Origin of the sequence: Streptomyces sp. NPDC048338 (genome assembly GCF_043201055.1) — a bacterium.
Taxonomy (GTDB): domain Bacteria; phylum Actinomycetota; class Actinomycetes; order Streptomycetales; family Streptomycetaceae; genus Streptomyces.
Map to the genome: position 1 here is coordinate 119,016 of NZ_JBICYQ010000001.1, position 24,290 is coordinate 143,305.

Below are 24,290 nucleotides of genomic sequence, written 5' to 3' on the forward strand. Positions count from 1 at the left end.
CGGCCGGTCCGGCCGGGCACCCTGAGGTGCCGGCCGGGAACCTGCCGCCGTGCGGCGGGCTCGCGGGGCTCAGCGACTGAGCCCGGGTCGTTTGGTGTGGTCCGCGGGGGCGTCAGCCCACCGCGCCTTCCATCTGGAGCTCGATCAGCCGGTTGAGCTCGAGGGCGTACTCCATCGGCAGCTCCTTGGCGATGGGCTCGACGAAGCCGCGCACGATCATCGCCATCGCCTCGAACTCGGTCAGGCCGCGGCTCATCAGGTAGAAGAGCTGGTCCTCGGAGACCTTGGAGACGGTGGCCTCGTGACCCATGGAGACGTCGTCCTCGCGGACGTCGACGTAGGGGTACGTGTCCGAGCGGGAGATCGTGTCGACGAGCAGCGCGTCGCACAGCACGTTCGACTTGGCGCCGGGGGCACCCTCGCCGATCTCGATGAGACCGCGGTACGAGGTGCGGCCGCCGCCTCGCGCCACCGACTTGGAGACGATGTTCGAGGAGGTGTTCGGGGCCATGTGGACCATCTTGGCGCCGGCGTCCTGGTGCTGGCCCTCGCCCGCGAAGGCGATGGACAGCGTCTCGCCCTTGGCGTGCTCGCCCATCAGGTAGACGGCCGGGTACTTCATGGTGACCTTGGAGCCGATGTTGCCGTCGACCCACTCCATGGTCGCGCCCTCGTAGGCCACGGCGCGCTTGGTGACCAGGTTGTAGACGTTGTTCGACCAGTTCTGGATCGTCGTGTAGCGGCAGCGGCCGCCCTTCTTCACGATGATCTCGACGACCGCGGAGTGCAGCGAGTCGGAGGAGTAGATCGGGGCGGTGCAGCCCTCGACGTAGTGGACGTAGGCGTCCTCGTCGACGATGATCAGCGTCCGCTCGAACTGGCCCATGTTCTCCGTGTTGATGCGGAAGTAGGCCTGCAGCGGGATCTCGACGTGCACGCCCTTCGGCACGTAGATGAACGAGCCGCCGGACCACACGGCCGTGTTCAGCGAGGCGAACTTGTTGTCGCCGACCGGGATGACCGTGCCGAAGTACTCCTTGAAGAGCTCCTCGTGCTGCTTCAGCGCCGTGTCGGTGTCGACGAAGATGACGCCCTGCTCCTCCAGGTCCTCGCGGATCTGGTGGTAGACGACCTCGGACTCGTACTGGGCGGCGACACCGGCGACGAGGCGCTGCTTCTCCGCCTCGGGGATGCCGAGCTTGTCGTACGTGTTCTTGATGTCCTCCGGCAGGTCCTCCCAGGACTCGGCCTGCTTCTCGGTGGACCGCACGAAGTACTTGATGTTGTCGAAGTCGATGCCCGACAGGTCGGAGCCCCAGCTCGGCATGGGCTTCTTGTCGAAGAGGCGCAGACCCTTCAGCCGAAGCTTCAGCATCCACTCCGGCTCGTTCTTCTTCCCGGAGATGTCGCGGACGACGGCCTCCGAGAGGCCGCGCTGGGCGGCGGCACCGGCCGCGTCCGAGTCGGCCCAGCCGTACTCGTACCGACCCAGGCCCTCGAGCTCGGGGTGGCTGATCTCGGTGGTCATGCGGGGTTCCTCCCGGCCGTGCTTGCGGATGCTGATGATGGGTTGGTCTGTGGGGCGCCGTGCGGGATGAACGTCGTGCAGACGCCGTCACCATGCGCGATGGTGGCCAGACGCTGTACATGCGTTCCCAAGAGGCGGGAGAAGATCTCCGTCTCCGCCTCGCACAGCTGGGGATACTGCTCGGCGACATGGGCGACCGGGCAGTGGTGCTGGCAGAGCTGCTCGCCGACCGGCGCGTTCCGCGCAGTCGCAGCGTACCCGTCCGCGCTCAGGGCCTTGGCCAAAGCCTCGGCGCGCTCGGCGGGCTCCGCCGACTCGACGGCCTCGCGGTAGGCCTCGGCCTGAGCCTCGAAGCGGTCCCGGGCGAAGGCCGCGACGGCCGCCTCTCCCCCGGCGTTCCGCTCGATCCAGCGGAGGGCCTCGACGGCCAGCGTGTCGTAGGACTGGTCGAAGGCGTCCCGGCCGCAGTCGGTGAGCGCGAAGACCTTCGCGGGGCGGCCCCGGGTCCGGGCGCCGTAGACCCGCTTCTCGCGCGCTTCGACGACGTTCTCCCCGACCAGCGAGTCGAGGTGGCGGCGGACGGCGGCCTGGGTGAGGCCGAGTCGCTGCGCCAGATCGGCGACGGTGGAGGGCCCGTGGTCCAGGATGGAGCGCGCGACCCGGTTGCGCGTGGACCGCTCACCGGTCGCGAGTTCCTCCGCTGGGGCCTCGCCGACGTATTTCACAACGCCATTGTTGCGTAATTCCTCGAAGAGTGACAAGCGGCGTCCACGACGGAGGCGGTGCCGTACATCACTCAGGTAAGGCTTACCTGACCTGCGTAAACGATCATTCGTAGGACGAATGAGGCGCCCGGTGGACGGAGCGCCCGCCACCCCTCTCTAGACTTCCGGCATGCGATACGAGTCCGTCGTCCAGGTCCGGGGCCTGGTCAAGCGGTACGGAACCAAGACCGCCGTCGACGGCCTCGACCTCGACGTCCGGGCGGGCACCGTGACCGCCGTCCTCGGGCCCAACGGGGCCGGCAAGACCACCACGATCGAGACCTGCGAGGGCTACCGGAGGGCCGACGCCGGCACCGTCCGCGTCCTCGGCCTCGACCCGGTCGCCGACGCCGCCGAGCTGCGCCCCCGGATCGGGGTCATGCTCCAGTCCGGCGGCGTCTACTCCGGCGCCCGCGCGGACGAGATGCTGCGCCACATGGCCCGGCTCCACGCCCGTCCGCTGGACGTGGACGCCCTGATCGAGCGCCTCGGCCTCGGCTCCTGCGGCCGGACCGCCTACCGGCGGCTCTCCGGCGGCCAGCAGCAGCGCCTGGCGCTCGCCATCGCCGTCGTCGGCCGCCCCGAGCTGGTCTTCCTGGACGAGCCCACCGCCGGCCTCGACCCGCAGGCCCGCCGGGCGACCTGGGAGCTCGTCCGCGAGCTGCGCTCCGACGGCGTCACGGTCGTCCTCACCACCCACTTCATGGACGAGGCCGAGGAGCTCGCCGACGACGTCGCCATCGTCGACGCCGGCCGGGTGGCCGCCCAGGGCAGCCCCGAGCAGCTGTGCCGCGGAGGCGCCGAGAACACCCTGCGCTTCACCGGACGCGCCGGGCTCGACCTCGGCTCGCTCCTCAAGGCGCTGCCCGACGGCACGGCCGCGGCCGAGCTGACGCCCGGGGCGTACCGCATCAGCGGCGCCGTCGACCCGCAGCTGCTCGCCACGGTCACCACCTGGTGCGCCCAGCACGGGGTGATGCCCAGCGGCATCTCGGTCGAGCGCCACACCCTCGAAGACGTCTTTCTGGAGCTGACGGGCAAGGAGCTGCGGTCATGAGCACGGGAACCTACGCCCCCCGGCCCGGCGCCGCGCCGATCGGCCGGATGATCGCGGCCCAGACGGCGCTCGAGACGCGGATGCTGCTGCGCAACGGCGAGCAGCTGCTTCTGACCGTGATCATCCCCTCGCTGCTGCTGGTGCTGTTCTCCACCGTCGACGTCGTCGACACGGGTACCGAGGCGGCCGTCGACTTCCTCGCACCGGGCGTCCTCGCGCTCGCCGTGATGTCCACCGCCTTCACCGGCCAGGCCATCGCGACCGGCTTCGAGCGCCGCTACGGCGTGCTCAAGCTGCTCGGCGCGTCCCCGCTGCCGCGCTGGGCGCTGATGACCTCCAAGACGCTGTCCGTCCTGGTCACCGAGGTGCTCCAGGTCGTCCTGCTGACCGCGATCGCGCTGGCGCTCGGCTGGTCGCCGCAGGGGGGTCCGTTCTCCGTCCTCCTGCTGCTGGTACTGGGCACGGCTGCCTTCTCGGGCCTGGGTCTGCTGATGGCGGGCACGCTGCGCGCCGAGGCCACCCTGGCGGCCGCGAACCTGGTGTTCCTGCTGCTCCTGGTGGGCGGCGGGGTGATCGTGCCGCTGGACCGGTTCCCCGACGCGGCCCGGGCCGTCCTGGAGCTGCTGCCGATCTCGGCGCTCTCCGAGGGACTGCGCGACGTCCTGCAGCACGGCGCGGCGATGCCCTGGGGGCAGGCCGGGATCCTCGCGGTGTGGGCGGTGCTGGGCCTGGGCGCGGCGGCGCGGTTCTTCCGCTGGGAGTAGTCGGGGGGTGACGTTCGGGGACATTCCTTCCCGTACCCACCCCCTCGTGAAAGCGTGCACAAGCCCCCGCCTACGATAGGGCCCGTGCAGACCCCCCTCGCCTTCATCGCCAGGCGCTGGACCCCGTCCCCCCGGACGCTCCGGCGCGCCGCGCTCTCCGCCGTCGTGATGAGCGTCGTCATCATCGTCACCGGTGGCGCGGTCCGGCTGACCGGATCCGGTCTCGGCTGCGACACCTGGCCCAAGTGCACCGACGACAGCCTCTTCGTCACGCCCGAGCAGGGCTTCCACGGAGCGGTCGAGTTCGGCAACCGGATGCTGACCTACGTGCTGTCGGCGGCCGTCGGCTGGGCCATCGTGGCCGCCCGGTCCACCAAGCCGTGGCGACGCGGGCTGACCCGGCTCGGCTGGGCCCAGTTCTGGATCGTGATGAGCAACGCCGTGATCGGCGGGATCACGGTCTGGATGGGGCTGAACCCCTGGACGGTCGCCGGCCACTTCATCGCCGCCAACGGCCTGCTGACCGTCGCGGTGATCACCTGGCAGCGCACCCGCGAGGGCGACACGACGCCCCGCCCGAGGGTCCCCGCACCGGTCCGCAAGCTGGGCTGGGCGATCGTCGCGGTCTCCGCCGCGCTGATCGTGCTCGGCACCTCCGTGACCGGCTCCGGCAAGCACGCCGGCGACAAGAGCGAGGTCCCGCGGATGCCGTGGGACTGGACCGCCGCCGCGCACGTCCACGCCATCGCCGCCTGGGTCGTCTGCGCGCTCGCGCTGGCCATGTGGCTGGTGCTGCGCGTGGTGGACGCCCCGGACGACACCCGGGCCCGGGCCCGCGACCTGATCGTCGTACTGCTCGCCCAGGGCGGGATCGGCTACGTCCAGTACTTCACCGGCGTCCCCGAGATCCTGGTCGCGGCCCACATGCTCGGCTCCGCGCTGATGTGGATCGCGGTCCTCCGGCTCCTGCTGAGCCTGCGGGAGCGCCCGGTGACCACGCCCGGCATCCCGGCCCAGCCGGACGCGGCCCTCGCCTCCGCCTGAGCCGCACGCGACGGGCGTCGTCGCCCACCCCGTACGCGGCCCCCGCGACGCACGCCGTCGCCGGGGCCGCCCGCGTGTCCGGGCGCGGGTCGCGGCGCCGGGTCCCGCGCGGCGCTCAGCCCGGCAGGCCGTAGACCCGGCGCGCGTTGCCCGAGGCGATCATCGTGGCGACGCGCTGGGCGTCCGTACGCGACCAGGCGCCGTCGCCGACCCACTCGCCCAGCACCCGGTCGAGCGCGGCGCGGAAGACGCCTGCGGCGACCACGTGGAGCTCCGGCAGGGCCTGCGCCCCGCTGGAGAAGAGCAGTTTGCCGAAGGGCGCCAGTTCCAGGATCTCGGCGAGGACGGCGGCGGCCCGTGCGCCGGTGCGGGCGAGCACCGGGCCGAGGTCGGCGTGGACGTGCGGGAAGGCGCCGGTGAGGCGGGCCGTGTGGCGGTGGTCGGGGTAGCCGTGCAGCAGCACGAGGTCCGTTCCGAGCCCGGCGGTGCGGGCGGCGAAGCCGGCGAGGGCGGCCGGGTCCCCCGTCCCCGCGTGGAGCTGGAGCGGCTTTCCCGTGGCCACGGCGATCCACAGCAGATGGCGCAGCAGGACGGGGTCGTCGAGCCGGCCTCCCGCCGGGCGGCCGGCCAGCCAGCGTCCGGCGGCTCCGCGGACCTCTCCGGGCCCGGGCGGCTCGCTCGCGTACGCGAGGCCGCGGCGCACCGCCGCGTCGGAGCCGAGGGCGACGGCCGTCGCGGCGGCGCCGTGGACGGCCTCGGCGAGGTTGGCCAGCAGGCCCTCGACGGTTCCCGAGGTGTCGGCGACCTGCTCGGCGAGCGGCTCCAGCCGGACGATCTCGTGGGCCTCGGCCGCGCCCGTGGCGGCGATCTCCGCCGGACCGGTCAGATCGCCGGGCAGGCCGGTGTCCACCAGGTAGGTGGAGATGCCCGAGGCGCGCAGCAGGCGCCGCCCGGTCTCCAGGACGCCCAGCTCACGGCGGCGGGCGAGGTAGCGCGCCGGCGGGCAGTGCGGCTCCAGGCCGAGCAGCGGCGGGCACCAGCGGCGCACGGCGAAGCCGGTCTGGGTGTCGAAGAAGGTGGTGCCGGGCGCGGGCGGTCCGGCCGCCGGGGCAAGGTGGGCCTCGAAGGTGCCGAGGCCGAGCTCCGTCCGGAGCACGCCGTGGCAGTGCTGGTCCACCAGGCTCGGCGTCTCGATCATTCGGGGGCTCCCTGTGTGGACGTGCTTCCACACGTCCTAACGGGTGAGCCCCGCGCGAGGTTGTTGCCTGGGACCGGCCTTACCGGTTGGCCGGGCCGCCGATCTGGATCCCGGCCATCCGGGTCCACTCGTACGGGCCGGTGACGACCTTGGCGGCGAACTCGCCGTCGAACTCGTCGTGCAGCGTGAGACCGGCCTTCTCGGCGGCCTGCTGGGCGACGGGGTACGAGGGGGCCACCAGGTCGCCCCAGCCGCCGTCCTCGCCCACGAGGACGATCCGGGTGCCCATCTGGCCGATGTAGGCGAGCTGCCCCTCGGCGCCGCCGTGCTTCTTGGAGAACGCCTGGATCTGCTGGGCGAGCTTGGCCGCCTTGCGCTCTGCCTGCTTGGTGTCTGCCATGGAAAGGATGCTACCCAGCGGTAGATCCACTGGCGACGGCCGGGGCGTGTGGGGTGTCCCACGCGCACCGGCCGTCGTCCCGGGCCCTGGAGGGGGTCGCGGCGCGAGGCCGGACGGGAAGGGCCGACGATCGGACGGGCGACACCGGGGCAAGGCACAGACGGAAAGGGCCGACGAGGGGCGAGGCGGCGATGGCGGCACAGGGCCTTGCGGGGGGCTGGGGCTTGGGGCGGGCCGGTCTTCGTTGGCTTCTGGTGGTTGGCCGCCCTCTCTCCGAGTGTGGCGGGTTACGGCGCCGCTTCAAGGGCGCTCCTCGTTCCTCGTCGCGTCGCTGCGCGATGGCCTTCGGCCACCCTTGACCCGTCGCCTTCACCCGCCTTTTCACACTCGGAGGGCGGCCCGGGGAGGGGGTCCAGGGCGGGGGGCCGGTGCCTCTCGGGCGCCGTCGGCGGCCGTCCGTCTTGGGGTGGTTCAGCGCAGCCATTGAATGGGGTGACCCGGCACGGCTTAGCGGATGCGACTCGATTCCTGGCTGGGATTCATGCCCCGCTGGTCAATGTCCGATGGGGCGAAGCCAAATCCGAGACCCCTTGGAGAGTCGACGCCTCAAGCGGGCCTCGTCCACCCGGTCCGGATCCTTCGCTGGCAAGTGGGACTCCCGAATGACGCTAGCGCGTACATTACCCGTGGTAACCGAATGAGATATGGGACTTCATGGGTCATATCGGACTCTCGGGGGGCTTAATGTACGCCGTAGCGTCATTGGGCAGCGGTCCCGGATTGGCGATGGGATGGGCGGGGTGGATGGGATTCGCCTGACCCGAGCTAGCGATGCCGGCTGCGGATTCGGCTTCACCACCACCGGAGAATGACCAGCGGGGCATGAATCCCAGCCGACAAACGAGCGGCATCCGCTAAGCCGAGCCCGACTGCCCCATTCAATGGCTGCGCTGAACCACCCCGAAAGCCTTCGGCCGCCTACGGCGCCCGAGAGGCACCGGCCCCCCGCCTGGACCCCCTCCCCGGGCCGCCCTCCGAGTGTGAAAAGGCGGGTGGAGGCGACGGGTCAAGGGTGGAGCGAAGCGAAATCGGCGAAGCCGACGCGACGAAGGAGCGCCCTTGAAGCGGCGCCGCAACCCGCCACACTCGGAGAGAGGGCGGCCAACCACCAGAAGCCAACGAAGACCGGCCGACACCAAGGCCCAAGGCCCCCCACCCCCAAGGGCCAGGCCTCCCAAGCCGGTCCGCTACCTCAGGAAGGGGTCCACCGCGACCGCCACGAAGAGCAGCGAGACATAGGTGATGGACCAGTGGAAGAGGCGCATCTCCTTGAGCTTGGCGCCGGTCGCGCCGGCCTTGGCGCGGTTCAGCAGGCCGTGGGCCTCCCAGAGCCACCAGCCGCCGGTCAGCAGCGCCACGGCCGTGTAGAACCAGCCGGTGTAGCCGAGCGGGGTCAGCAGCAGCGAGACGGCGACCATCACCCAGCTGTACGCCACGATCTGCCGGGCGACGACCTTGTTGGAGGCCAGGACCGGGAGCATGGGGACGCCGGCGCGCGCGTAGTCGTCCTTGACCTTCATCGACAGCGGCCAGTAGTGCGGCGGCGTCCAGAAGAAGATGACGAGGAAGAGGATGACGGCGGCCCAGGACATCGAGTTCGTGACCGCGGACCAGCCGATGAGCACGGGCAGGCAGCCGGCGATGCCGCCCCAGACGATGTTCTGGGTGGTGCGCCGCTTGAGGATCATCGTGTAGACCACGACGTAGAAGAGGAGCGCACCGAGCGAGAGCGCGGCGGAGAGCCAGTTGACGAGCAGGCCGAACCAGAGGGTCGAGACCACCGCCAGGGTGAGGCCGAAGACCAGGCCCTCGCGCGGGGTGAGGACACCGGTGACCAGGGGACGCTGGGAGGTGCGGTCCATCAGCGCGTCGATGTCGCGGTCGATGTACATGTTCAGCGCGTTGGCGCCGCCCGCGGACAGGTAGCCGCCGAAGCAGGTGGCGAGCACCAGCCAGAGGTCGGGCACACCCTGCTCGGCGAGGAACATCACCGGGACGGTGGTGATGAGCAGCAGTTCGATGATCCGCGGCTTGGTCAGCGCCACGAATGCCTTGACGCGAGCCCCGAACGGCCGATGGCCCCCCGGGCTGGGAGTCAAGACGACCCCTGCGGGTCGGGACTCGACGGCCGTCACGCACACCCCTGACAGAGAAATTTCCCAGCAAGCTCCCCGTGAGGACGGGGTGAAGACTTGCGCGTACCACGCCACTCTAGACGTTGCCCAGACACCGATCTTCGCGGGGGTGGGGTCGTGTTGAGGAGGCTTGTCCCGAGGCGTGGACAAGCCTTCGGGAGGCGAACGGGCACAGTCGGCGGCACTCTGGCCGTGTCCGCTCATTTGAGGGGCCTGCAGCCGGAAAGAGGGCGTTCCTTCGGGGGTAGGCTCGACACCGCCGGTACACCCTCAGTCACCGGCCTGTAGACCATGTGGAGAGGAGCCCTGACCCAGGGTGAGCACTAAGCCGACCACCACAGACCTCGAGTGGACCGAGTTGGACCAGCGGGCCGTAGACACCGCCCGCATCCTGGCCGCGGACGCCGTACAGAAGGTCGGCAACGGCCATCCCGGTACGGCCATGAGCCTCGCGCCCGCGGCGTACACCCTCTTCCAGAAGGTGATGCGCCACGACCCGGCCGAGCCGGAATGGGTCGGGCGCGACCGCTTCGTGCTGTCCGCCGGCCACTCGTCCCTGACCCTGTACACCCAGCTGTTCCTGGGTGGCTTCGGTCTCGAGCTGGACGACCTCAAGGCCTTCCGCACCTGGGGTTCGAAGACCCCCGGCCACCCGGAGTACGGCCACACCGCGGGCGTGGAGACGACGACCGGCCCGCTGGGCCAGGGTGTCGCCAACGCCGTGGGCATGGCGATGGCCGCCCGCTTCGAGCGCGGCCTGTTCGACCCGGAGGCCGCCCCCGGCACCTCCCCGTTCGACCACCGCGTGTACGCGATCGCCGGTGACGGCTGCCTGCAGGAGGGCATCTCCGCCGAGGCGTCCTCGCTGGCCGGCCACCAGAAGCTGGGCAACCTGATCCTGCTGTGGGACGATAACCACATCTCGATCGAGGGCGACACCGAGACGGCCGTGTCCGAGGACACGATGAAGCGGTACGAGGCCTACGGCTGGCACGTCCAGCGGGTCGAGCCGCAGGCCAACGGCGACCTGGACCCGGCCGCGCTGTACGCGGCCATCAGGGCGGCCGAGGCCGAGACGGAGCGTCCGTCCTTCATCGCGATGCGCTCGATCATCGCCTGGCCCGCCCCGAACGCGCAGAACACCGAGGCCGCGCACGGCTCGGCGCTGGGCGACGAGGAGATCGCGGCCACCAAGCGGATCCTCGGCTTCGACCCGGAGCAGGCCTTCGAGGTCGCCGACGAGGTCATCGCCCACACCCGCGCGCTCGGCGACCGCGGCCGCGAGGCGCGCGGCGAGTGGGAGAAGTCCCTGGCCGAGTGGCGCACCGCCAACCCGGGTCGCGCCGCCGAGTTCGACCGGATCCAGGCCAACGAGCTGCCCGGCGGCTGGGAGTCCAAGGTCCCGGTCTTCCAGGCGGGCCAGGGTGTCGCCACCCGTGCCGCGTCCGGCAAGGTCCTGCAGGCGCTGGGCGCGGTCATCCCCGAGCTCTGGGGCGGCTCCGCCGACCTGGCGGGCTCGAACAACACCACGATCGACAAGTCGTCCTCGTTCCTCCCCGAGGGCAACCCGCTGCCGGAGGCCGACCCGTACGGCCGCACCATCCACTTCGGCATCCGCGAGCACTCGATGGCCGCCGAGATGAACGGCATCGCGCTCCACGGCAACACCCGCATCTACGGCGGCACCTTCCTGGTGTTCTCCGACTACATGCGCAACGCGGTGCGGCTGTCCGCGCTCATGCACCTGCCGGTCACCTACGTCTGGACCCACGACTCCATCGGTCTGGGCGAGGACGGCCCGACGCACCAGCCGGTCGAGCACCTCGCCTCGCTGCGCGCGATCCCGGGTCTGAACGTCGTGCGCCCGGCGGACGCCAACGAGACCGCGATCGCCTGGCGCGAGATCATGAAGCGTCACACCCGCGTGTTCGGCAAGGGAGCCCCGCACGGCCTCGCGCTGACCCGTCAGGGCGTGCCGACGTACGAGCCCAGCGAGGACGCGGCCAAGGGCGGCTACGTCCTGCTCGACGCCGAGGGCGGCGAGCCGCAGGTCGTGCTGATCGGCACCGGCTCCGAGGTGCACCTGGCCGTCGAGGCCCGCGAGCAGCTCCAGGCCGCCGGCGTCCCGACCCGGGTGGTCTCGATGCCGTGCGTGGAGTGGTTCGAGGAGCAGGACCAGGACTACAAGGAGTCCGTCCTGCCGCCGTCGGTCAAGGCCCGTGTGGCGGTCGAGGCCGGTATCGGTCTGACCTGGCACAAGTACGTCGGGGACGCCGGCCGGATCGTGTCGCTGGAGCACTTCGGTGCCTCCGCGGACGCGAAGGTCCTGTTCCGCGAGTTCGGCTTCACGCCCGAGGCGATCGCCGCCGCGGCCCGGGAATCTCTGACCGCCGCGGCGCGCTGACGCCGGTACGTACGACTTAATGGAGATGCAACTCTCATGACAGACGCACTCAAGCGCCTCTCCGACGAAGGCGTCGCGATCTGGCTGGACGACCTCTCGCGCAAGCGGATCACGTCCGGCAACCTGGCCGAGCTCATCGACCAGCAGCACGTGGTCGGTGTCACCACGAACCCGTCCATCTTCCAGAAGGCCATCTCCTCGGGCGACGGGTACGAGCAGCAGCTCGCCGACCTGGCGTCCCGCAAGGTGACCGTGGACGAGGCGATCCGCATGATCACGACGGCTGACGTGAGGGACGCCGCCGACATCCTGCGGCCGGTCTTCGACGCCACCGACGGTCAGGACGGCCGGGTGTCCATCGAGGTCGACCCCCGGCTGGCCCACCACACCACGGCCACGATCGCCGAGGCCAAGCAGCTGGCCTGGCTCGTGGACCGCCCGAACACGCTCATCAAGATCCCGGCCACCAAGGCGGGTCTGCCGGCGATCACCGAGGTCATCGGCCTCGGCATCAGCGTGAACGTGACGCTGATCTTCTCGCTGGAGCGCTACCGCGCGGTCATGGACGCCTACCTGGCCGGTCTGGAGAAGGCCCGCGAGCGCGGCCTGGACCTCTCCAAGATCCACTCCGTGGCGTCGTTCTTCGTCTCCCGGGTGGACTCGGAGATCGACAAGCGCCTGGACGCCATCGGCACGGACGAGGCGGCCTCCCTCAAGGGCAAGGCGGCGCTCGCCAACGCCCGTCTGGCCTACGAGGCGTACGAGGAGGTCTTCTCCTCCGAGCGCTGGGCCGCGCTGGACAAGGCCCAGGGCAACAAGCAGCGTCCGCTGTGGGCCTCGACCGGCGTCAAGGACCCCGCGTACAAGGACACCCTGTACGTGGTGGACCTGGTCGCGCCCGGCACGGTGAACACCATGCCGGAGGCCACGATGGAGGCCACCGCCGACCACGGCGAGGTCGCCGGCGACACCGTGCGCGGCACCTACGAGCAGTCCCGTGGCGAGCTGGACGCCGTCGAGAAGCTCGGCATCTCGTACGACGACGTGGTACAGCTGCTGGAAGACGAGGGCGTCGAGAAGTTCGAGGCGTCCTGGAACGACCTGCTCAAGTCCACCGAGGCGGAGCTCCAGCGCCTCGCACCTTCGGAGGCGTAACACCTTGAGCGCAGTCCACGGAGCCAACCCGCTCCGTGACGCCGCAGACCGACGGCTCCCGCGCATCGCGGGGCCGTCGGGTCTGGTGATCTTCGGCGTCACGGGCGATTTGTCCCGTAAGAAGCTGATGCCTGCCGTCTACGACCTCGCCAACCGCGGCCTGCTGCCGCCGGGCTTCTCGCTGATCGGCTTCGCCCGCCGGGAGTGGCAGGACGAGGACTTCGCGCAGGAGGTCCACGACGCCGTCGAGCAGCACGCGCGCACACCGTTCCGCGAGGAGGTGTGGCAGCAGCTGATCCAGGGGATGCGCTTCGTCCAGGGCGACTTCGACGACGACGACGCCTTCGACCAGCTGAAGACCACCATCGAGGAGCTGGACAAGGCGCAGGGCACCGGAGGCAACTTCGCCTTCTACCTGTCCGTGCCGCCGAAGTTCTTCCCCCAGGTCGTCCAGCAGCTGAAGAAGCACGGTCTGGCCGACCAGAAGGACGGCTCCTGGCGCCGCGCGGTCATCGAGAAGCCGTTCGGGCACGACCTGGCCTCCGCCAAGGAGCTCAACGAGGTCGTCCACGAGGTCTTCCCGCCGAACGAGGTCTTCCGGATCGACCACTACCTCGGCAAGGAGACCGTCCAGAACATCCTGGCGCTCCGCTTCGCCAACACCCTCTTCGAGCCGATCTGGAACCGGTCCTACGTCGACCACGTCCAGATCACCATGGCCGAGGACATCGGCATCGGGGGCCGGGCCGGCTACTACGACGGCATCGGCGCCGCCCGTGACGTCATCCAGAACCACCTGCTCCAGCTTCTCGCGCTGACCGCGATGGAGGAGCCCGCCGCCTTCGACCCGGACGCGCTCGCGGCCGAGAAGACCAAGGTGCTCGGCGCGGTGCGGCTGCCGAAGGACCTGGGCGCCAGCACCGTGCGCGGCCAGTACGCGGCCGGGTGGCAGGGCGGCGCGCAGGCCGTCGGCTACCTCCAGGAGGACGGCATCGACCCCAAGTCGAAGACCGACACCTTCGCGGCCATCAAGCTGGAGATCGACAACCGCCGCTGGGCGGGCGTCCCCTTCTATCTCCGGACCGGCAAGCGCCTCGGCCGCCGCGTCACCGAGATCGCGGTCGTCTTCCAGCGCGCCCCGCACTCCCCCTTCGACCAGACCGCGACGGAGGAGCTGGGCCAGAACGCCCTGGTCATCCGGGTCCAGCCGGACGAGGGCGTGACCATGCGGTTCGGCTCCAAGGTGCCGGGCACCTCGATGGAGGTCCGGGACGTGTCGATGGACTTCGCCTACGGCGAGTCCTTCACGGAGTCCAGCCCCGAGGCGTACGAGCGGCTGATCCTCGACGTCCTGCTCGGCGACTCGAACCTGTTCCCGCGGCTCGAGGAGGTCGAGCTGTCCTGGAAGATCCTCGACCCGATCGAGCAGTACTGGGACAAGCACGGCAAGCCCGCGCAGTACCAGTCCGGGACCTGGGGTCCGGTCGAGGCGGACGAAATGCTCGCACGAGACGGACGGAGCTGGCGGCGGCCATGAAGACCGACCTGACGGACACCACGTCCAGCAAGATCAACAAGGCGCTGGTGCTCGGGCGGCGGGCCATCGGCACGCCGGCTGTCGGCATGGTGCTCACCCTCGTCATCGTCACCGACGAGGAGAACGCCTACGACGCGTTGAAGGCAGCCAACGACGCGTCCCGCGAACACCCCTCGCGGACGCTGGTGGTCATCAAGCGGGTCTCGCGCTCGCCGCGCGACCGGGCCAAGGCGCGACTCGACGCCGAGGTCCGCCTCGGCGCCGACGCCAGCACCGGCGAAACGGTTGTCCTGCGGCTGTACGGCGAGGTCGTCGACCACGCCCAGTCGGTGGTCCTGCCGCTGCTGCTGCCGGACGCTCCCGTCGTCGTCTGGTGGGCGGTCAACGCGCCGGCCGACCCGGCGAACGACCCGCTGGGCGCCCTCGCCCAGCGCCGGGTCACCGACACCTACGCCGCCGAGCAGCCGATCCACGAGCTGACCGGGCGCGCGGAGACCTACACCCCGGGCGACACCGACCTCGCGTGGACCCGGATCACCCCGTGGCGTTCGATGCTGGCCGCCGCGCTCGACCAGGTCGCCTGCGAGGTCACCTCGGCCGAGGTGGAGGGCGAGGAGTACAACCCGAGCGTCGAGCTGCTGGCCATGTGGCTGGCGGACCGGCTGAAGGTCCCGGTGCGCCGGTCCGCGTCGGCGGGTCCCGGTCTCACCTCCGTACGGCTGGCGACCAGCCGCGGTCCGATCGTGCTCGACCGGCCCGACGGCTCGCTGGCGACGCTCTCCATCCAGGGGCAGCCGGACCGTGCCGTGGCGCTCAAGCGCCGCGAGACCGCCGAGCTGATCGCGGAGGAGCTGCGGCGCCTCGACCCGGACGACACGTACGCCTCGGCGCTGCGCTACGGGGTCGACCGGCTGGACGAGGTGGCCGGCAAGACCGCTCCCGCCCAGGACCCGGAGGACGCCGCGGATCCGGCTCCGGCGCCCGCGGCGAAGAAGGCACCGGCCAAGAAGGCGGCGGCCAAGTGAGCGCTCCGCAGCTGGTGGTCCACCGGGACAAGGAGCTGATGGCCCAGGCCGCGGCGGCCCGGCTGATCACCCGGATCGTGGACGCGCAGGCCGCGCGCGGCTCGGCGTCCGTGGTCCTGACGGGTGGGCGCAACGGCAACGGGCTGCTCGCGGCCCTCGGCACGGCGCCCGCCCGGGACGCGGTGGACTGGTCGCGGCTCGACCTGTGGTGGGGCGACGAGCGGTTCCTGCCGGACGGTCATCCCGACCGGAACGTCACGCAGGCCCGCGAGGCCCTGCTGGACGCCGTACCGCTGGATCCGGCCCGGGTGCACGCGATGCCGGCCTCGGACGGTCCGTCCGGCGGCGACGTCGACGCCGCCGCCGAGGCGTACGCGGCCGAACTGGCCGCGGCGGCGGGTCCGGAGCACTACCGGCCCGCGGAGGGCGGCGCGCCCGTCGCCGTCCCGGCCTTCGACGTGCTGATGCTGGGCGTCGGTCCGGACACCCATGTGGCCTCGCTGTTCCCGGAGCTTCCGGCGGTGCGCGAGACCGAGCGGACGGTCGTCGGTGTGCGGGGCGCCCCGAAGCCGCCGCCGGTCCGGGTCTCGCTGACCCTGCCGGCGATCCGCGCCGCGCGGGAGGTCTGGCTGCTCGCGGCGGGCGAGGACAAGGCGAAGGCGGCGGCCATGGCGCTGTCGGGGGCGGGCGAGGTCCAGGCCCCGGCGGCGGGCGCCTACGGGCGTTCACGCACCCTGTGGCTGCTCGACGCCGCGGCGGCCTCGGAGCTTCCGCGCGACCTGTACCCGCCGGCCTCGGCCTGACGGCGACTCAGGAAGGCCCGGTCCACCCCTCGGTGGGCCGGGCCTTCGTCGTCGGCACGGGCTCCAGGAACGGGGCGAGGAGGCCCGGGACCGCCTCGGCGGCGAAGGCGAGCCCCTCGCTCTCGTCGGCGTCGATCACGGCGTAGGCCCCGTCGCCCGCCGCGGTCGTGGCGGTCACGGTGAGGAGGCCCGCACGCCGCTGGAAGTACGTCTGCCGCACCGTCCAGCCGATGACACCGCCGCACTGAAGGGCGACGGTACCGCGGCGCAGGGCGCCCGAACGGGTCACCAGGTAGGCCCCGCTGATGCCGTGTCCGAGACTGCGGTAGGCGTCGAGCGCGAGCAGCACGCCCACCGGGAGCGCCACGAGCAGCCAGGCCCCGGCGACGTACGGCAGCACGTCGGCGGGCGGCCCGCCGAGCACGCCGGGCAACCCCAGGACGGCGGCCGGGACGAGCGCCCCCCACAGGGCCCGGCGCAGCCGCCGGGTGCGGGCGGCCCGCGGGTGCGGGGTGAGCGGCCGGCCGGTGGGGGCGTCGGGCTCCTTCAGCACCTGCGCCGCGACCCGGTCGGCGACCGCCCGGGGCGCGGGCGGCAGCAGGGTCTTGTGCTCGGCGTGCCGGTCCTCGTCGTCGTGGGCGAGGCCGGTGGCGACGGCGTCGACGCGTGCGGCGCGGCACATCCGTACGCCGAGCGGTTCGACCAGCTCGACGCCGCGCAGGCGCCGCTCCTCGATGGAGATCGAGCGGGTGGTCAACAGCCCGCGGCGCACCCGCAGGGTGCCTCCCGGCTCGCGCTCCAGCCGGTGGTTCCACCACATCTCGATCCACAGGCCGAGTGCGCCGATCGTGCCGGCGAGGGTGGCGAGCAGGACGAGCACGACGAGTGTCCAGGCGATCGGGGTGTCCCGGAAGCGACGCCCTATCCACTCGATGAGCTCGGCCTGGGCACCGAACCACTCGCTGACCTGCATCAGTGCGCCGGCGGCGGCGACGCCGAGGAGCGGGGCGACGAAGGAGACCGGCGCGTAGCGGATCCAGCGCGGGTCGAGGGTGGCCAGTGTGCCGTCGTGGCGGTGGTCGGCGGCGGCCCGGACGGTGTGGGCGAGGAGTTCGCGGCGGAGCCGTTCGCCCTCGGCCCGGGTGACCGGGTCGAGTTCGAGGGTGGAATCGCCGCCCGTGGTGCTCTCCCCGGTGCCGATGCGGACCTGGACGAGGCCGAGGACCCGCAGCAGCGGGTGGGCGGTGAGGTCGACGGTGCGGATGCGTTCGCGGGCCAGCGAGCGCCGCTTGACCAGCAGGAGCCCGGAGTGGAGTTCGGCGCGCTCGACGCCGATGCGGTAGCGGGTGCGGCGCCAGCGGACGTAGTCGGCGGCCGAGCCGCCGGCGACGAGCAGCGCGCCGCCGGCCAGGACCCAGCCGACCGCCCGCCACAGCGGCATGGAGGCGGCCAGGCCGAGTACGGCCGGCAGCGCGCCGCCGGCGGTGACGCCGGCGACGACGGCGGCGGTCACCAGGACCGTGCGGCGGTCCAGCCGCCGCCATTCGGTGCCGTCCGGTTCGGTGTCCTGGCCGACGCCCTCGTCGAGCGCGGTCACGTGGCGTCCCCGGGGGTGTCCCGGGTGATCCGGGTGAGGCGTTCGCCGAGCTCGGCCGCGAGCTCGTGGTCGAGCCCCTCGATCCGCAGCGCGCCCTTGGCGGAGGCGGTGGTCACCGTCACCGTGGCGAGCCGGAACACCTGCTCCAGCGGCCCGCGCACGGTGTCGACGGTCTGGATCCGGGACATGGGCGCGATCCGCCATTCCTGCCGGAAGGCCCCCGTACGGACGTAGACGGCGTCGTCGGTGACCTCCCAGCGGTGGACCGCGAACCACCAGCGGGGGAAGAACGCGGTGCCCGCCAGCCCGAGCACCGCCAGGATCCCGGCACCGAGCAGGAGCCAGGGCCGGGCGGGCCCGATCAGGGCGGCCAGGACCACCAGGACCGCCACGGGCGCGGCGGTCGTCAGGAGCCACTGGGTGCGCCACCAGGTGACGGCACGCCGGTTCAGGGTGTTGCGTGGCGGCCGCAGCCGTATCGCGCCGGGCACCGCGTCCTCCCCCGTCGTCATCGGACTACCGGCCGCGCAGCGACCGGTAGGCGGCGACGAGCGCGGCGGTGGAGCCGTCGAGCTGCTCGCCGCCCTCGCCCTCGGTCAGCACCGGCTCGATCCGCTTGGCGAGGACCTTGCCGAGCTCGACGCCCCACTGGTCGAAGGAGTCGATGTTCCAGACCGCGCCCTGGACGAACACCTTGTGCTCGTACAGCGCGATGAGCTGGCCGAGGACGGAGGGGGTGAGCGCCGTCGCCAGGACGGTGGTCGTGGGGTGGTTGCCGCGGAAGGTCTTGTGCGGCACCAGCTCCTCGGGCACGCCCTCGGCCCTGACCTCCTCGGGTGTCCTGCCGAAGGCCAGCGCCTGGGTCTGGGCGAAGAAGTTGGCCATCAGCAGGTCGTGCTGGGCGACGAGACCCGGCAGCAGGTCGGCGACGGGCTCCGCGAAGCCGATGAAGTCGGCCGGGATGACCTTGGTGCCCTGGTGGATCAACTGGTAGTACGCGTGCTGCCCGTTGGTGCCGGGGGTGCCCCAGACCACCGGACCCGTCTGCCAGTCGACCGGCCGGCCGTCGCGGTCCACGGACTTCCCGTTGGACTCCATGTCGAGCTGCTGGAGGTACGCGGTGAACTTCGACAGGTAGTGCGAGTAGGGCAGGACGGCGTGCGACTGGGCGTCGAAGAAGGCGCCGTACCAGACCCCGAGGAGGCCGAGCAGCAGCGGTACGTTCTCCTCGGCGGGGGCGGTGCGGAAGTGCTCGTCGACGAGGTGGAAGCCGTCGAGCATCTCGCGGAAGCGGTCCGGGCCGATGGCGATCATCAGAGACAGGCCGATGGCCGAGTCGTACGAGTAGCGTCCGCCGACCCAGTCCCAGAACTCGAACATGTTGGCCGTGTCGATGCCGAAGTCCTCGACCTTCCCGGCATTGGTCGACAGGGCCACGAAGTGGCGTGCGACGGCCTCCTGACCGGCCTGCAGGCCGGTGAGCAGCCAGTCCCTGGCGGAGGTCGCGTTGGTGATCGTCTCGATCGTGGTGAAGGTCTTCGAGGCGACGATGAAGAGCGTCTCGGCCGGGTCGAGGTCGCGGACGGCCTCGTGGAGGTCGGCGCCGTCGACGTTCGAGACGAAACGGAAGGTCAGGTCCCGCTGGGTGAAGGAGCGCAGGACCTCGTAGGCCATGGCGGGGCCGAGGTCGGAGCCGCCGATGCCGATGTTGACGACGTTCCTGATCGGCCGGCCGGTGTGGCCGGTCCACTCGCCCGCCCGCACCTTGTCGGCGAACGCGGCCATCTTGTCCAGTACGGCGTGCACGTCGGGGACGACGTTCTCGCCGTCGACCTCGATCACGGCTCCACGCGGGGCGCGCAGCGCGGTGTGCAGGACGGCACGGTCCTCGGTGGTGTTGATCTTCTCGCCGCGGAACATGGCGTCGCGGAGCTCGGCGACCCCCGTCGCGACGGCCAACTCGCGCAGCAGCGCGAGCGTCTCGTCGGTCACCAGGTTCTTCGAGTAGTCCAGATACAGGTCGCCGACCCGCAGGGTGTACGCGCCCCCGCGCTCGGGGTCGGCCGCGAACAGGTCGCGCAGATGGGTGTCGCCCAGCTGCTCACGGTGCTTGCCGAGGGCGGCCCACTCCGGCGTCTGGTTGAGCCTGGTACGGCCTTCGGTCTTCATCTCGGACATCGCCCACTTCTTCTCTTGCTCTGCTGCCCCGCTGCCCGTCCAACCTAATTGATCGGGACGGCCGACGAGGCGACGGAGGCGGCGTGCCCACGCCGTCGTACGGCGGACTTCCGGCCGAAGTCCGCCGCGTGCCGCCGCCGGGACGCCGACGCCGTGGTGCCGGAGTGCCGGTGTCAGTGGCCGCCGCGGTGCAGCCGTCCCGCGTAGCGGGCCTCCAGGACGGCGTTGCGCTCGTGGCCGCCCGGCAGGTTGGCCGAGACGTAGACCGGTGGCTGGTGGCCCTCGGCGAGGAGCAGGGCGACCGCCTCGGCGACGACGGCCTGCACCAGGAGGGAGGAGGTGAGGGTGGAGATGCCGCAGAGCGCGCCGCCGTCGGGGAGCGGCAGCAGGGCGTCGCCGGTGGGGGCGCAGTTGTCGAGGACGGCGTCGGCCAGGTCGGCGAGTCGCCGGCCGCTCGGGTGGAGGGCGGGGACCGCGTGGGTGTGCTCCAGGGAGGTGAGGGCGACCAGCGGGTGGCCGGCTCCGGTCACCTTCAGGGCGAGGTCGACGATCGAGTTGTTGACGCCCGAGTTGGAGATGATCACGAACAGGTCCTGCGGGCGCGGGGTGGCCAGGGCGTAGAGCCGGTCGGCGAGGCCCGGGGACCGCTCCAGGAGGGGGTCCGCCAGGACGGACGGGTCCTCGCCGCCGCGCAGGACGAGGTCGGCGAGGGCGATCCGGCTGGTGGGGACGAGCCCTCCCGCGCGGCCCGCGATCTCCAGGGCGGCGGCCTGGGAGTGCCCGGTGCCGAAGGCGTGGATCACCCCGTCGGCGGCGACGCAGTCGGCGAAGAGGCGTGCGGTGGCGAGGACGGAGTCCTTGTTGGCGGCGACGGCCCGCTCGACGGCGGTGCGCGCGTGGTCGGCGAACAGGGCGGCGCCGAGGGAGGGTTGGGTCATGGCACGAGCCTCCGTGGTTCAGTGAACCGAGTAGTGGCGAGCGGGCCGAATCAATGAACCAGCGCCCCCCGTGGTGCGTCAAGGGGGCCATGAGGGAGGCCCGCGGCCACCCCGCCGGGAGCGGGCCGCCGTACGCACGGCCGGCGACCGGGGGGGCGGCCGTAGCCCGCGGGGGCACCCGCGGCCCCGCCCGCACCGCGCCCGGCGCTCAGCGCAGCAGCAGTCGCGCCAGGGACACCGCGCCGGCGACCCCGTCGGAGACCGGGGAGGGGACGAGCCCCCGGACGGCGACGCGCGCGGTCAGCCGGCGCAGCAGGGGACCGCCCGGACCGATCAGTCCGCCCGTGACCACCAGGAGCTCGGCCGGACGGGGCGCCAACGCCGCTACGGTGGCGGCCAGTTCGTCCGCGGCGCGGTCGAGGAGCGTCCGGGCCACCTCGTCCCCGCCGTCCGCGGCATCGACCACGAGCGGGCTCAGCGCCGCGAGCCGGACGGGATGGCCCGCGTACGCGTACCCGACGAGGGCCTCCCGGCTCGCGCCGCCGCACACCTCCCCCACCGGTCCGGCCAGCGCCGTGTCCGGACCCCGGCCGTCGAGCGACCGCAGTACGGCCCCCAGCGCCTCACGCCCCAGCCAGAAGCCGCTGCCCCCGTCACCGAGCAGCCAGCCGTCGCCGTCCGCCACCCGCACGGCCCGCCGCCGCTCCACGCGCGCGCCCGCGGCTCCCGTCCCGGCGATGAGGACGAGCCCGTCGGACGGGGTTCCGGGCCCCGCGGCGAAGGCGACCTCCGCGTCCCCCTGGACCGCGATCCGCGACGGCGTCACCCCGGCCGCCGCCAGCGCGCCGGCCAGGGCCGACCGCGCGTTCTCGTGGCCTCCACCGGGACCGCCGCCCGCGAATCCGGCCACCACGGCAGCGACCTCGCCGCCCCGCCCCGCGGGGACGGCGCCGGCCAGGGCCAGGGCCAGGTTCCGGACGAGGGCGTCCGGGGCGACGCTGAGCGCGTTGCCGGGGCCCGCCGCCCCCTCCGAGAGCACCGTCCCGGTCGCCGCGTCGGCGAGCCGGGCCCTGATCCGCGTCCCGCCCGCGTCGATGCCGACGACGAGCCCCGCCTCCGTCTGAATCCCGGATTCGTTCATCAGCCCGCATGGTGGTTGATAGATTCACGCCGCGACAAGACCCCGCACAGCGCCGGACCGGAGTGAGGCCGCCATGATCACCGCACTGATCCGCTCCGAGCTGCCCCGGATGTCGGAGTCGCTGCGGAAGGTCGGCGCCTGGGTGCTCGACGACCCGCGCCGCGTGGCCGCCGTCTCCGCGGCCGAGCTGGGCCGGCGCACGCGGACCTCGCAGGCCACCGTGACCCGCTTCTGCCAGACCCTCGGCCTGGACTCGTACCAGGGGCTGCTGCTCGCCCTGGCCCAGGAGCAGGGCGAGCACGACCGGAGCGGGGAGGAGCGCCCCCTCGGCCCGGACATCGGGCCGGACGATCCGCTCGATCAGGTGGTCGCCGCCGTCGTGCGGGCCGACCTCCAGGCGCTCCGCCGGACCGCGGAGTCGCTGGATCCCGACGCACTGGAACGGGCCGCCCGGGCCGTCGCCGAGGCCCGCCGGACGGACGTCTACGGCGTGGGCGCCTCCGGCGTGGTGGCCCTGGAGACCGAGGCCCGGCTCTTCGGCATCGGCCTCGACGCCCGGAGCTGGACGGAGGTCCACGCGGCGGAGACCTCGGCCGCGCTCCTGACCTCCGCGGACGCGGTCGTCGCACTCTCCCACTCGGGGGCCACCCGCGAGGTCCTCGGGCCGCTGCGCCTGGCCGCCGAGCGGGGCGCCGCCACGATCGCGGTGACCGGCGACCCCCGCTCCCCCGTCGCCCGGGCCGCGGACGTCCACCTCACCTCGACCTCGGCCGAGACCGGCTTCCGGCACGGCGGCTTCGGGACGCGGCACTCGGTGCTGCTGATCCTGGACTGCCTCTACGCGCGCGTGGCGCAGCTGACCTATCCGCGGGCGACGGCCGCACTGGCACTGACCGCGCATATCGCCGGAAAACACCGCTGATTCGGCCGAAAACAGACGAACGGGCCCTGCCCGCGAACCGAGTTCGCGGGCAGGGCCCGTTCGTCACACCGTCACACCAGGCTCAGATCTCGCCGCGCAGTTTGGCGAGCGCCTCGGCGAGGATCGCCTCGCCGTCGGCGTCGCTGCGCCGCTCACGCACGTACGCGAGGTGCGTCTTGTACGGCTCGGTGCGGGGCGGGTCCGGCGGGTTGTCCCGGTCCTGACCTGCCGGGAATCCGCAGCGCGGGCAGTCCCACGTGTCCGGGACCTGCGCGTCACTGGCGAAGCTCGGCTGCGTCTCGTGCCCGTTCGAGCACCAGAAGGAGATGCGGAGGCGCGGTGCCGACTCGCCCCGCTCGGCCTCCCCCATCGGCCCCGCTCCGACCCGGCTTCCCCGGATCGCGTTGCCACTTGCCACGGTCGTAACTCCCTGCGTGATGGTGCTCGAAGATGCCCCAGTCTACGTAAGGCCCAACGCGCGTCCAGTGATTGGAGTTACAAAGTCCGCCCCTCAGGCATTCGCCTTCATCAGCAGGGCGAGTACGACAATGCACGCGAACCACAGCAGACCGACCACCACGGTGATCCGGTCCAGGTTGCGCTCGGCGACCGAGGAACCACCGACGGACGACTGCATGCCGCCGCCGAACATGTCGGAGAGGCCGCCGCCCTTCCCCTTGTGCATCAGCACGAGCAGCATCAGCAGCGCGCTGAAGACGATCAGGGCGATCGAGAACCCCATAACCACGGCTGGACCCTACTTCCTGGCAATTCCCGGACGGAGACGAACTACGGGGGCCGACAGGCGCTGCACGCCTGCTCGGCCCCCGCAAGGGTACGACGGATCGTCGCTACGGCATACTCACTGGTCGCGGAAGCGGACGATCTTGACGAACTCGTCGGCGTCCAGCGCGGCGCCGCCGACCAGGGCGCCGTCGACGTCCGGCTGCGCCATGATCGCGGCGACGTTGCCGGCCTTCACCGAGCCGCCGTACTGGATGCGGACCTTGTCGGCCAGCTCCTGGGAGTACAGCTCCGCGAGACGGCCCCGGATCGCGCCGCAGACCTCCTGCGCGTCCTCGGGGGTGGCCACCTCACCGGTGCCGATGGCCCACACCGGCTCGTAGGCGATCACGATGGACTCGGCCTGCTCGGCCGGGACGTCCTTCAGGCCGCCGTCGATCTGGCGCAGCGTGTGGGGGACCTGCTCGCCCGCCTTGCGGACGTCCAGGCCCTCGCCGACGCACAGGATCGGGGTCAGCCCGTGCTTGAAGGCGGCCTTGACCTTGGCGTTGCAGACCTCGTCGGACTCGGCGTGGTACTGCCGGCGCTCGGAGTGGCCCACGGCGACGTAGGCGCACTTCAGCTTGGACAGCATCAGGCCCGAGATCTCACCGGTGTAGGCGCCGGAGTCCTGCGCCGAGATGTCCTGGGCGCCGTACTTGATCTTGAGCTTGTCGCCGTCGACCAGGGTCTGGACGGACCGCAGGTCGGTGAAGGGCGGCAGGACCGCGACCTCGACGGCGTCGTAGTCCTTCTCGGTGAGGGCGAAGGCGAGCTTCTGGACGTGTGCGATGGCCTCGAGGTGGTTGAGGTTCATCTTCCAGTTGCCCGCCATCAGCGGGGTACGCGAACTCACT

At 72.0% G+C, this 24,290-nt stretch carries 22 protein-coding genes; 9 read left to right on the forward strand and 13 right to left on the reverse strand.

Going from position 1 to position 24,290, the window contains the following annotated elements; translation table 11 throughout:
• Nucleotides 1-112: 112 nt before the first annotated feature.
• The gene (sufB, locus tag ACGFZF_RS00605) at nt 113-1,528 is read right to left on the reverse strand and encodes a Fe-S cluster assembly protein SufB (protein ID WP_393550179.1); all 1,416 of its coding nucleotides are present in this window, start codon (nt 1,526-1,528) and stop codon (nt 113-115) included.
• Nucleotides 1,525-2,253: a helix-turn-helix transcriptional regulator gene (locus ACGFZF_RS00610; protein WP_393550181.1), complete on the reverse strand. Its 729-nt coding sequence runs from the start codon at nt 2,251-2,253 to the stop codon at nt 1,525-1,527. Before ACGFZF_RS00610 ends, sufB begins: the two co-directional genes overlap by 4 nt.
• A gap of 169 nt (nt 2,254-2,422) precedes the next feature.
• Between ACGFZF_RS00610 and ACGFZF_RS00615 the strand changes: the two genes are divergently transcribed.
• The 3 genes from ACGFZF_RS00615 (at nt 2,423) to ACGFZF_RS00625 (ending at nt 5,157) form a co-directional block, all read left to right on the forward strand.
• Nucleotides 2,423-3,349, forward strand: a complete 927-nt coding sequence (locus ACGFZF_RS00615; protein ID WP_393550183.1) for an ABC transporter ATP-binding protein — start codon at nt 2,423-2,425, stop codon at nt 3,347-3,349.
• Entirely contained in the window at nt 3,346-4,113 is a 768-nt protein-coding gene (locus ACGFZF_RS00620) for an ABC transporter permease (RefSeq protein WP_393550185.1), read from the forward strand. Before ACGFZF_RS00615 ends, ACGFZF_RS00620 begins: the two co-directional genes overlap by 4 nt.
• A gap of 75 nt (nt 4,114-4,188) precedes the next feature.
• The gene (locus ACGFZF_RS00625; protein WP_393550989.1) at nt 4,189-5,157 is read left to right on the forward strand and encodes a heme A synthase; all 969 of its coding nucleotides are present in this window, start codon (nt 4,189-4,191) and stop codon (nt 5,155-5,157) included.
• Between the two features lie 115 nt (nt 5,158-5,272).
• Here ACGFZF_RS00625 and ACGFZF_RS00630 read toward each other — a convergent pair whose 3' ends face one another.
• From ACGFZF_RS00630 to ACGFZF_RS00640, 3 genes are all read right to left on the reverse strand, one after another.
• Nucleotides 5,273-6,355 carry an amidohydrolase family protein gene (locus ACGFZF_RS00630; RefSeq protein ID WP_393550188.1) on the reverse strand — a complete coding sequence of 361 codons (1,083 nt, stop codon included), beginning with the start codon at nt 6,353-6,355 and terminating at the stop codon, nt 5,273-5,275.
• Nucleotides 6,356-6,434: 79 nt separating this feature from the next.
• Nucleotides 6,435-6,755, reverse strand: coding sequence for a hypothetical protein (locus ACGFZF_RS00635; RefSeq protein ID WP_147977470.1), 321 nt, complete (start codon nt 6,753-6,755; stop codon nt 6,435-6,437).
• 1,247 nt (nt 6,756-8,002) lie between these two features.
• On the reverse strand, nt 8,003-8,950 hold the full coding sequence (locus ACGFZF_RS00640; RefSeq protein ID WP_147977471.1) for a heme o synthase: 948 nt from the start codon (nt 8,948-8,950) through the stop codon (nt 8,003-8,005).
• Nucleotides 8,951-9,266: 316 nt separating this feature from the next.
• Between ACGFZF_RS00640 and tkt the strand changes: the two genes are divergently transcribed.
• From tkt to pgl, 5 genes are read left to right on the forward strand one after another with little or no spacing between them, the layout of a single operon-like run.
• Nucleotides 9,267-11,354, forward strand: a complete 2,088-nt coding sequence (tkt, locus tag ACGFZF_RS00645; protein ID WP_393550191.1) for a transketolase — start codon at nt 9,267-9,269, stop codon at nt 11,352-11,354.
• A 36-nt stretch (nt 11,355-11,390) separates the two neighbouring features.
• Nucleotides 11,391-12,509 carry a transaldolase gene (tal, locus tag ACGFZF_RS00650; RefSeq protein ID WP_393550193.1) on the forward strand — a complete coding sequence of 373 codons (1,119 nt, stop codon included), beginning with the start codon at nt 11,391-11,393 and terminating at the stop codon, nt 12,507-12,509.
• 4 nt (nt 12,510-12,513) lie between these two features.
• A complete protein-coding gene (zwf, locus tag ACGFZF_RS00655) occupies nt 12,514-14,046 on the forward strand; it encodes a glucose-6-phosphate dehydrogenase (protein WP_393550195.1) in 1,533 nt (510 codons plus the stop codon).
• The gene (gene opcA / locus ACGFZF_RS00660; protein WP_393550197.1) at nt 14,043-15,071 is read left to right on the forward strand and encodes a glucose-6-phosphate dehydrogenase assembly protein OpcA; all 1,029 of its coding nucleotides are present in this window, start codon (nt 14,043-14,045) and stop codon (nt 15,069-15,071) included. The genes zwf and opcA overlap by 4 nt, the downstream gene beginning before the upstream one ends.
• Nucleotides 15,068-15,874 carry a 6-phosphogluconolactonase gene (gene pgl / locus ACGFZF_RS00665; protein ID WP_393550199.1) on the forward strand — a complete coding sequence of 269 codons (807 nt, stop codon included), beginning with the start codon at nt 15,068-15,070 and terminating at the stop codon, nt 15,872-15,874. The genes opcA and pgl overlap by 4 nt, the downstream gene beginning before the upstream one ends.
• Nucleotides 15,875-15,881: 7 nt before the next feature.
• On the opposite strand, the gene ACGFZF_RS00670 is transcribed toward pgl, so the two are convergent.
• The 5 genes from ACGFZF_RS00670 to ACGFZF_RS00690 form a co-directional block, all read right to left on the reverse strand.
• The gene (locus tag ACGFZF_RS00670) at nt 15,882-17,471 is read right to left on the reverse strand and encodes a PH domain-containing protein (protein ID WP_393550201.1); all 1,590 of its coding nucleotides are present in this window, start codon (nt 17,469-17,471) and stop codon (nt 15,882-15,884) included.
• A complete protein-coding gene (locus tag ACGFZF_RS00675) occupies nt 17,468-17,983 on the reverse strand; it encodes a PH domain-containing protein (protein WP_393550203.1) in 516 nt (171 codons plus the stop codon). The genes ACGFZF_RS00670 and ACGFZF_RS00675 overlap by 4 nt, the downstream gene beginning before the upstream one ends.
• A 4-nt stretch (nt 17,984-17,987) precedes the next feature.
• Nucleotides 17,988-19,649, reverse strand: a complete 1,662-nt coding sequence (gene pgi, locus ACGFZF_RS00680; RefSeq protein WP_393550205.1) for a glucose-6-phosphate isomerase — start codon at nt 19,647-19,649, stop codon at nt 17,988-17,990.
• 173 nt (nt 19,650-19,822) lie between these two features.
• Entirely contained in the window at nt 19,823-20,587 is a 765-nt protein-coding gene (locus ACGFZF_RS00685) for a sugar isomerase domain-containing protein (protein WP_393550208.1), read from the reverse strand.
• A gap of 208 nt (nt 20,588-20,795) precedes the next feature.
• Nucleotides 20,796-21,728 (reverse strand): N-acetylglucosamine kinase, encoded by a 933-nt coding sequence (locus ACGFZF_RS00690; protein WP_393550210.1) that lies wholly within the window; start codon nt 21,726-21,728, stop codon nt 20,796-20,798.
• Nucleotides 21,729-21,801: 73 nt separating this feature from the next.
• Here ACGFZF_RS00690 and ACGFZF_RS00695 point away from each other — a divergent pair, with 73 nt between their 5' ends.
• Nucleotides 21,802-22,650: a MurR/RpiR family transcriptional regulator gene (locus tag ACGFZF_RS00695; RefSeq protein WP_393550212.1), complete on the forward strand. Its 849-nt coding sequence runs from the start codon at nt 21,802-21,804 to the stop codon at nt 22,648-22,650.
• An 82-nt stretch (nt 22,651-22,732) separates the two neighbouring features.
• Here the strand turns inward: ACGFZF_RS00695 and ACGFZF_RS00700 are convergent, their stop codons facing one another.
• From ACGFZF_RS00700 to tpiA, 3 genes are all read right to left on the reverse strand, one after another.
• On the reverse strand, nt 22,733-23,068 hold the full coding sequence (locus ACGFZF_RS00700; RefSeq protein WP_003957010.1) for an RNA polymerase-binding protein RbpA: 336 nt from the start codon (nt 23,066-23,068) through the stop codon (nt 22,733-22,735).
• 93 nt (nt 23,069-23,161) lie between these two features.
• Nucleotides 23,162-23,392 carry a preprotein translocase subunit SecG gene (secG, locus tag ACGFZF_RS00705; protein ID WP_187282733.1) on the reverse strand — a complete coding sequence of 77 codons (231 nt, stop codon included), beginning with the start codon at nt 23,390-23,392 and terminating at the stop codon, nt 23,162-23,164.
• 120 nt (nt 23,393-23,512) lie between these two features.
• Nucleotides 23,513-24,289, reverse strand: a complete 777-nt coding sequence (gene tpiA / locus ACGFZF_RS00710) for a triose-phosphate isomerase (protein WP_393550214.1) — start codon at nt 24,287-24,289, stop codon at nt 23,513-23,515.
• Nucleotide 24,290: the final 1 nt, after the last annotated feature.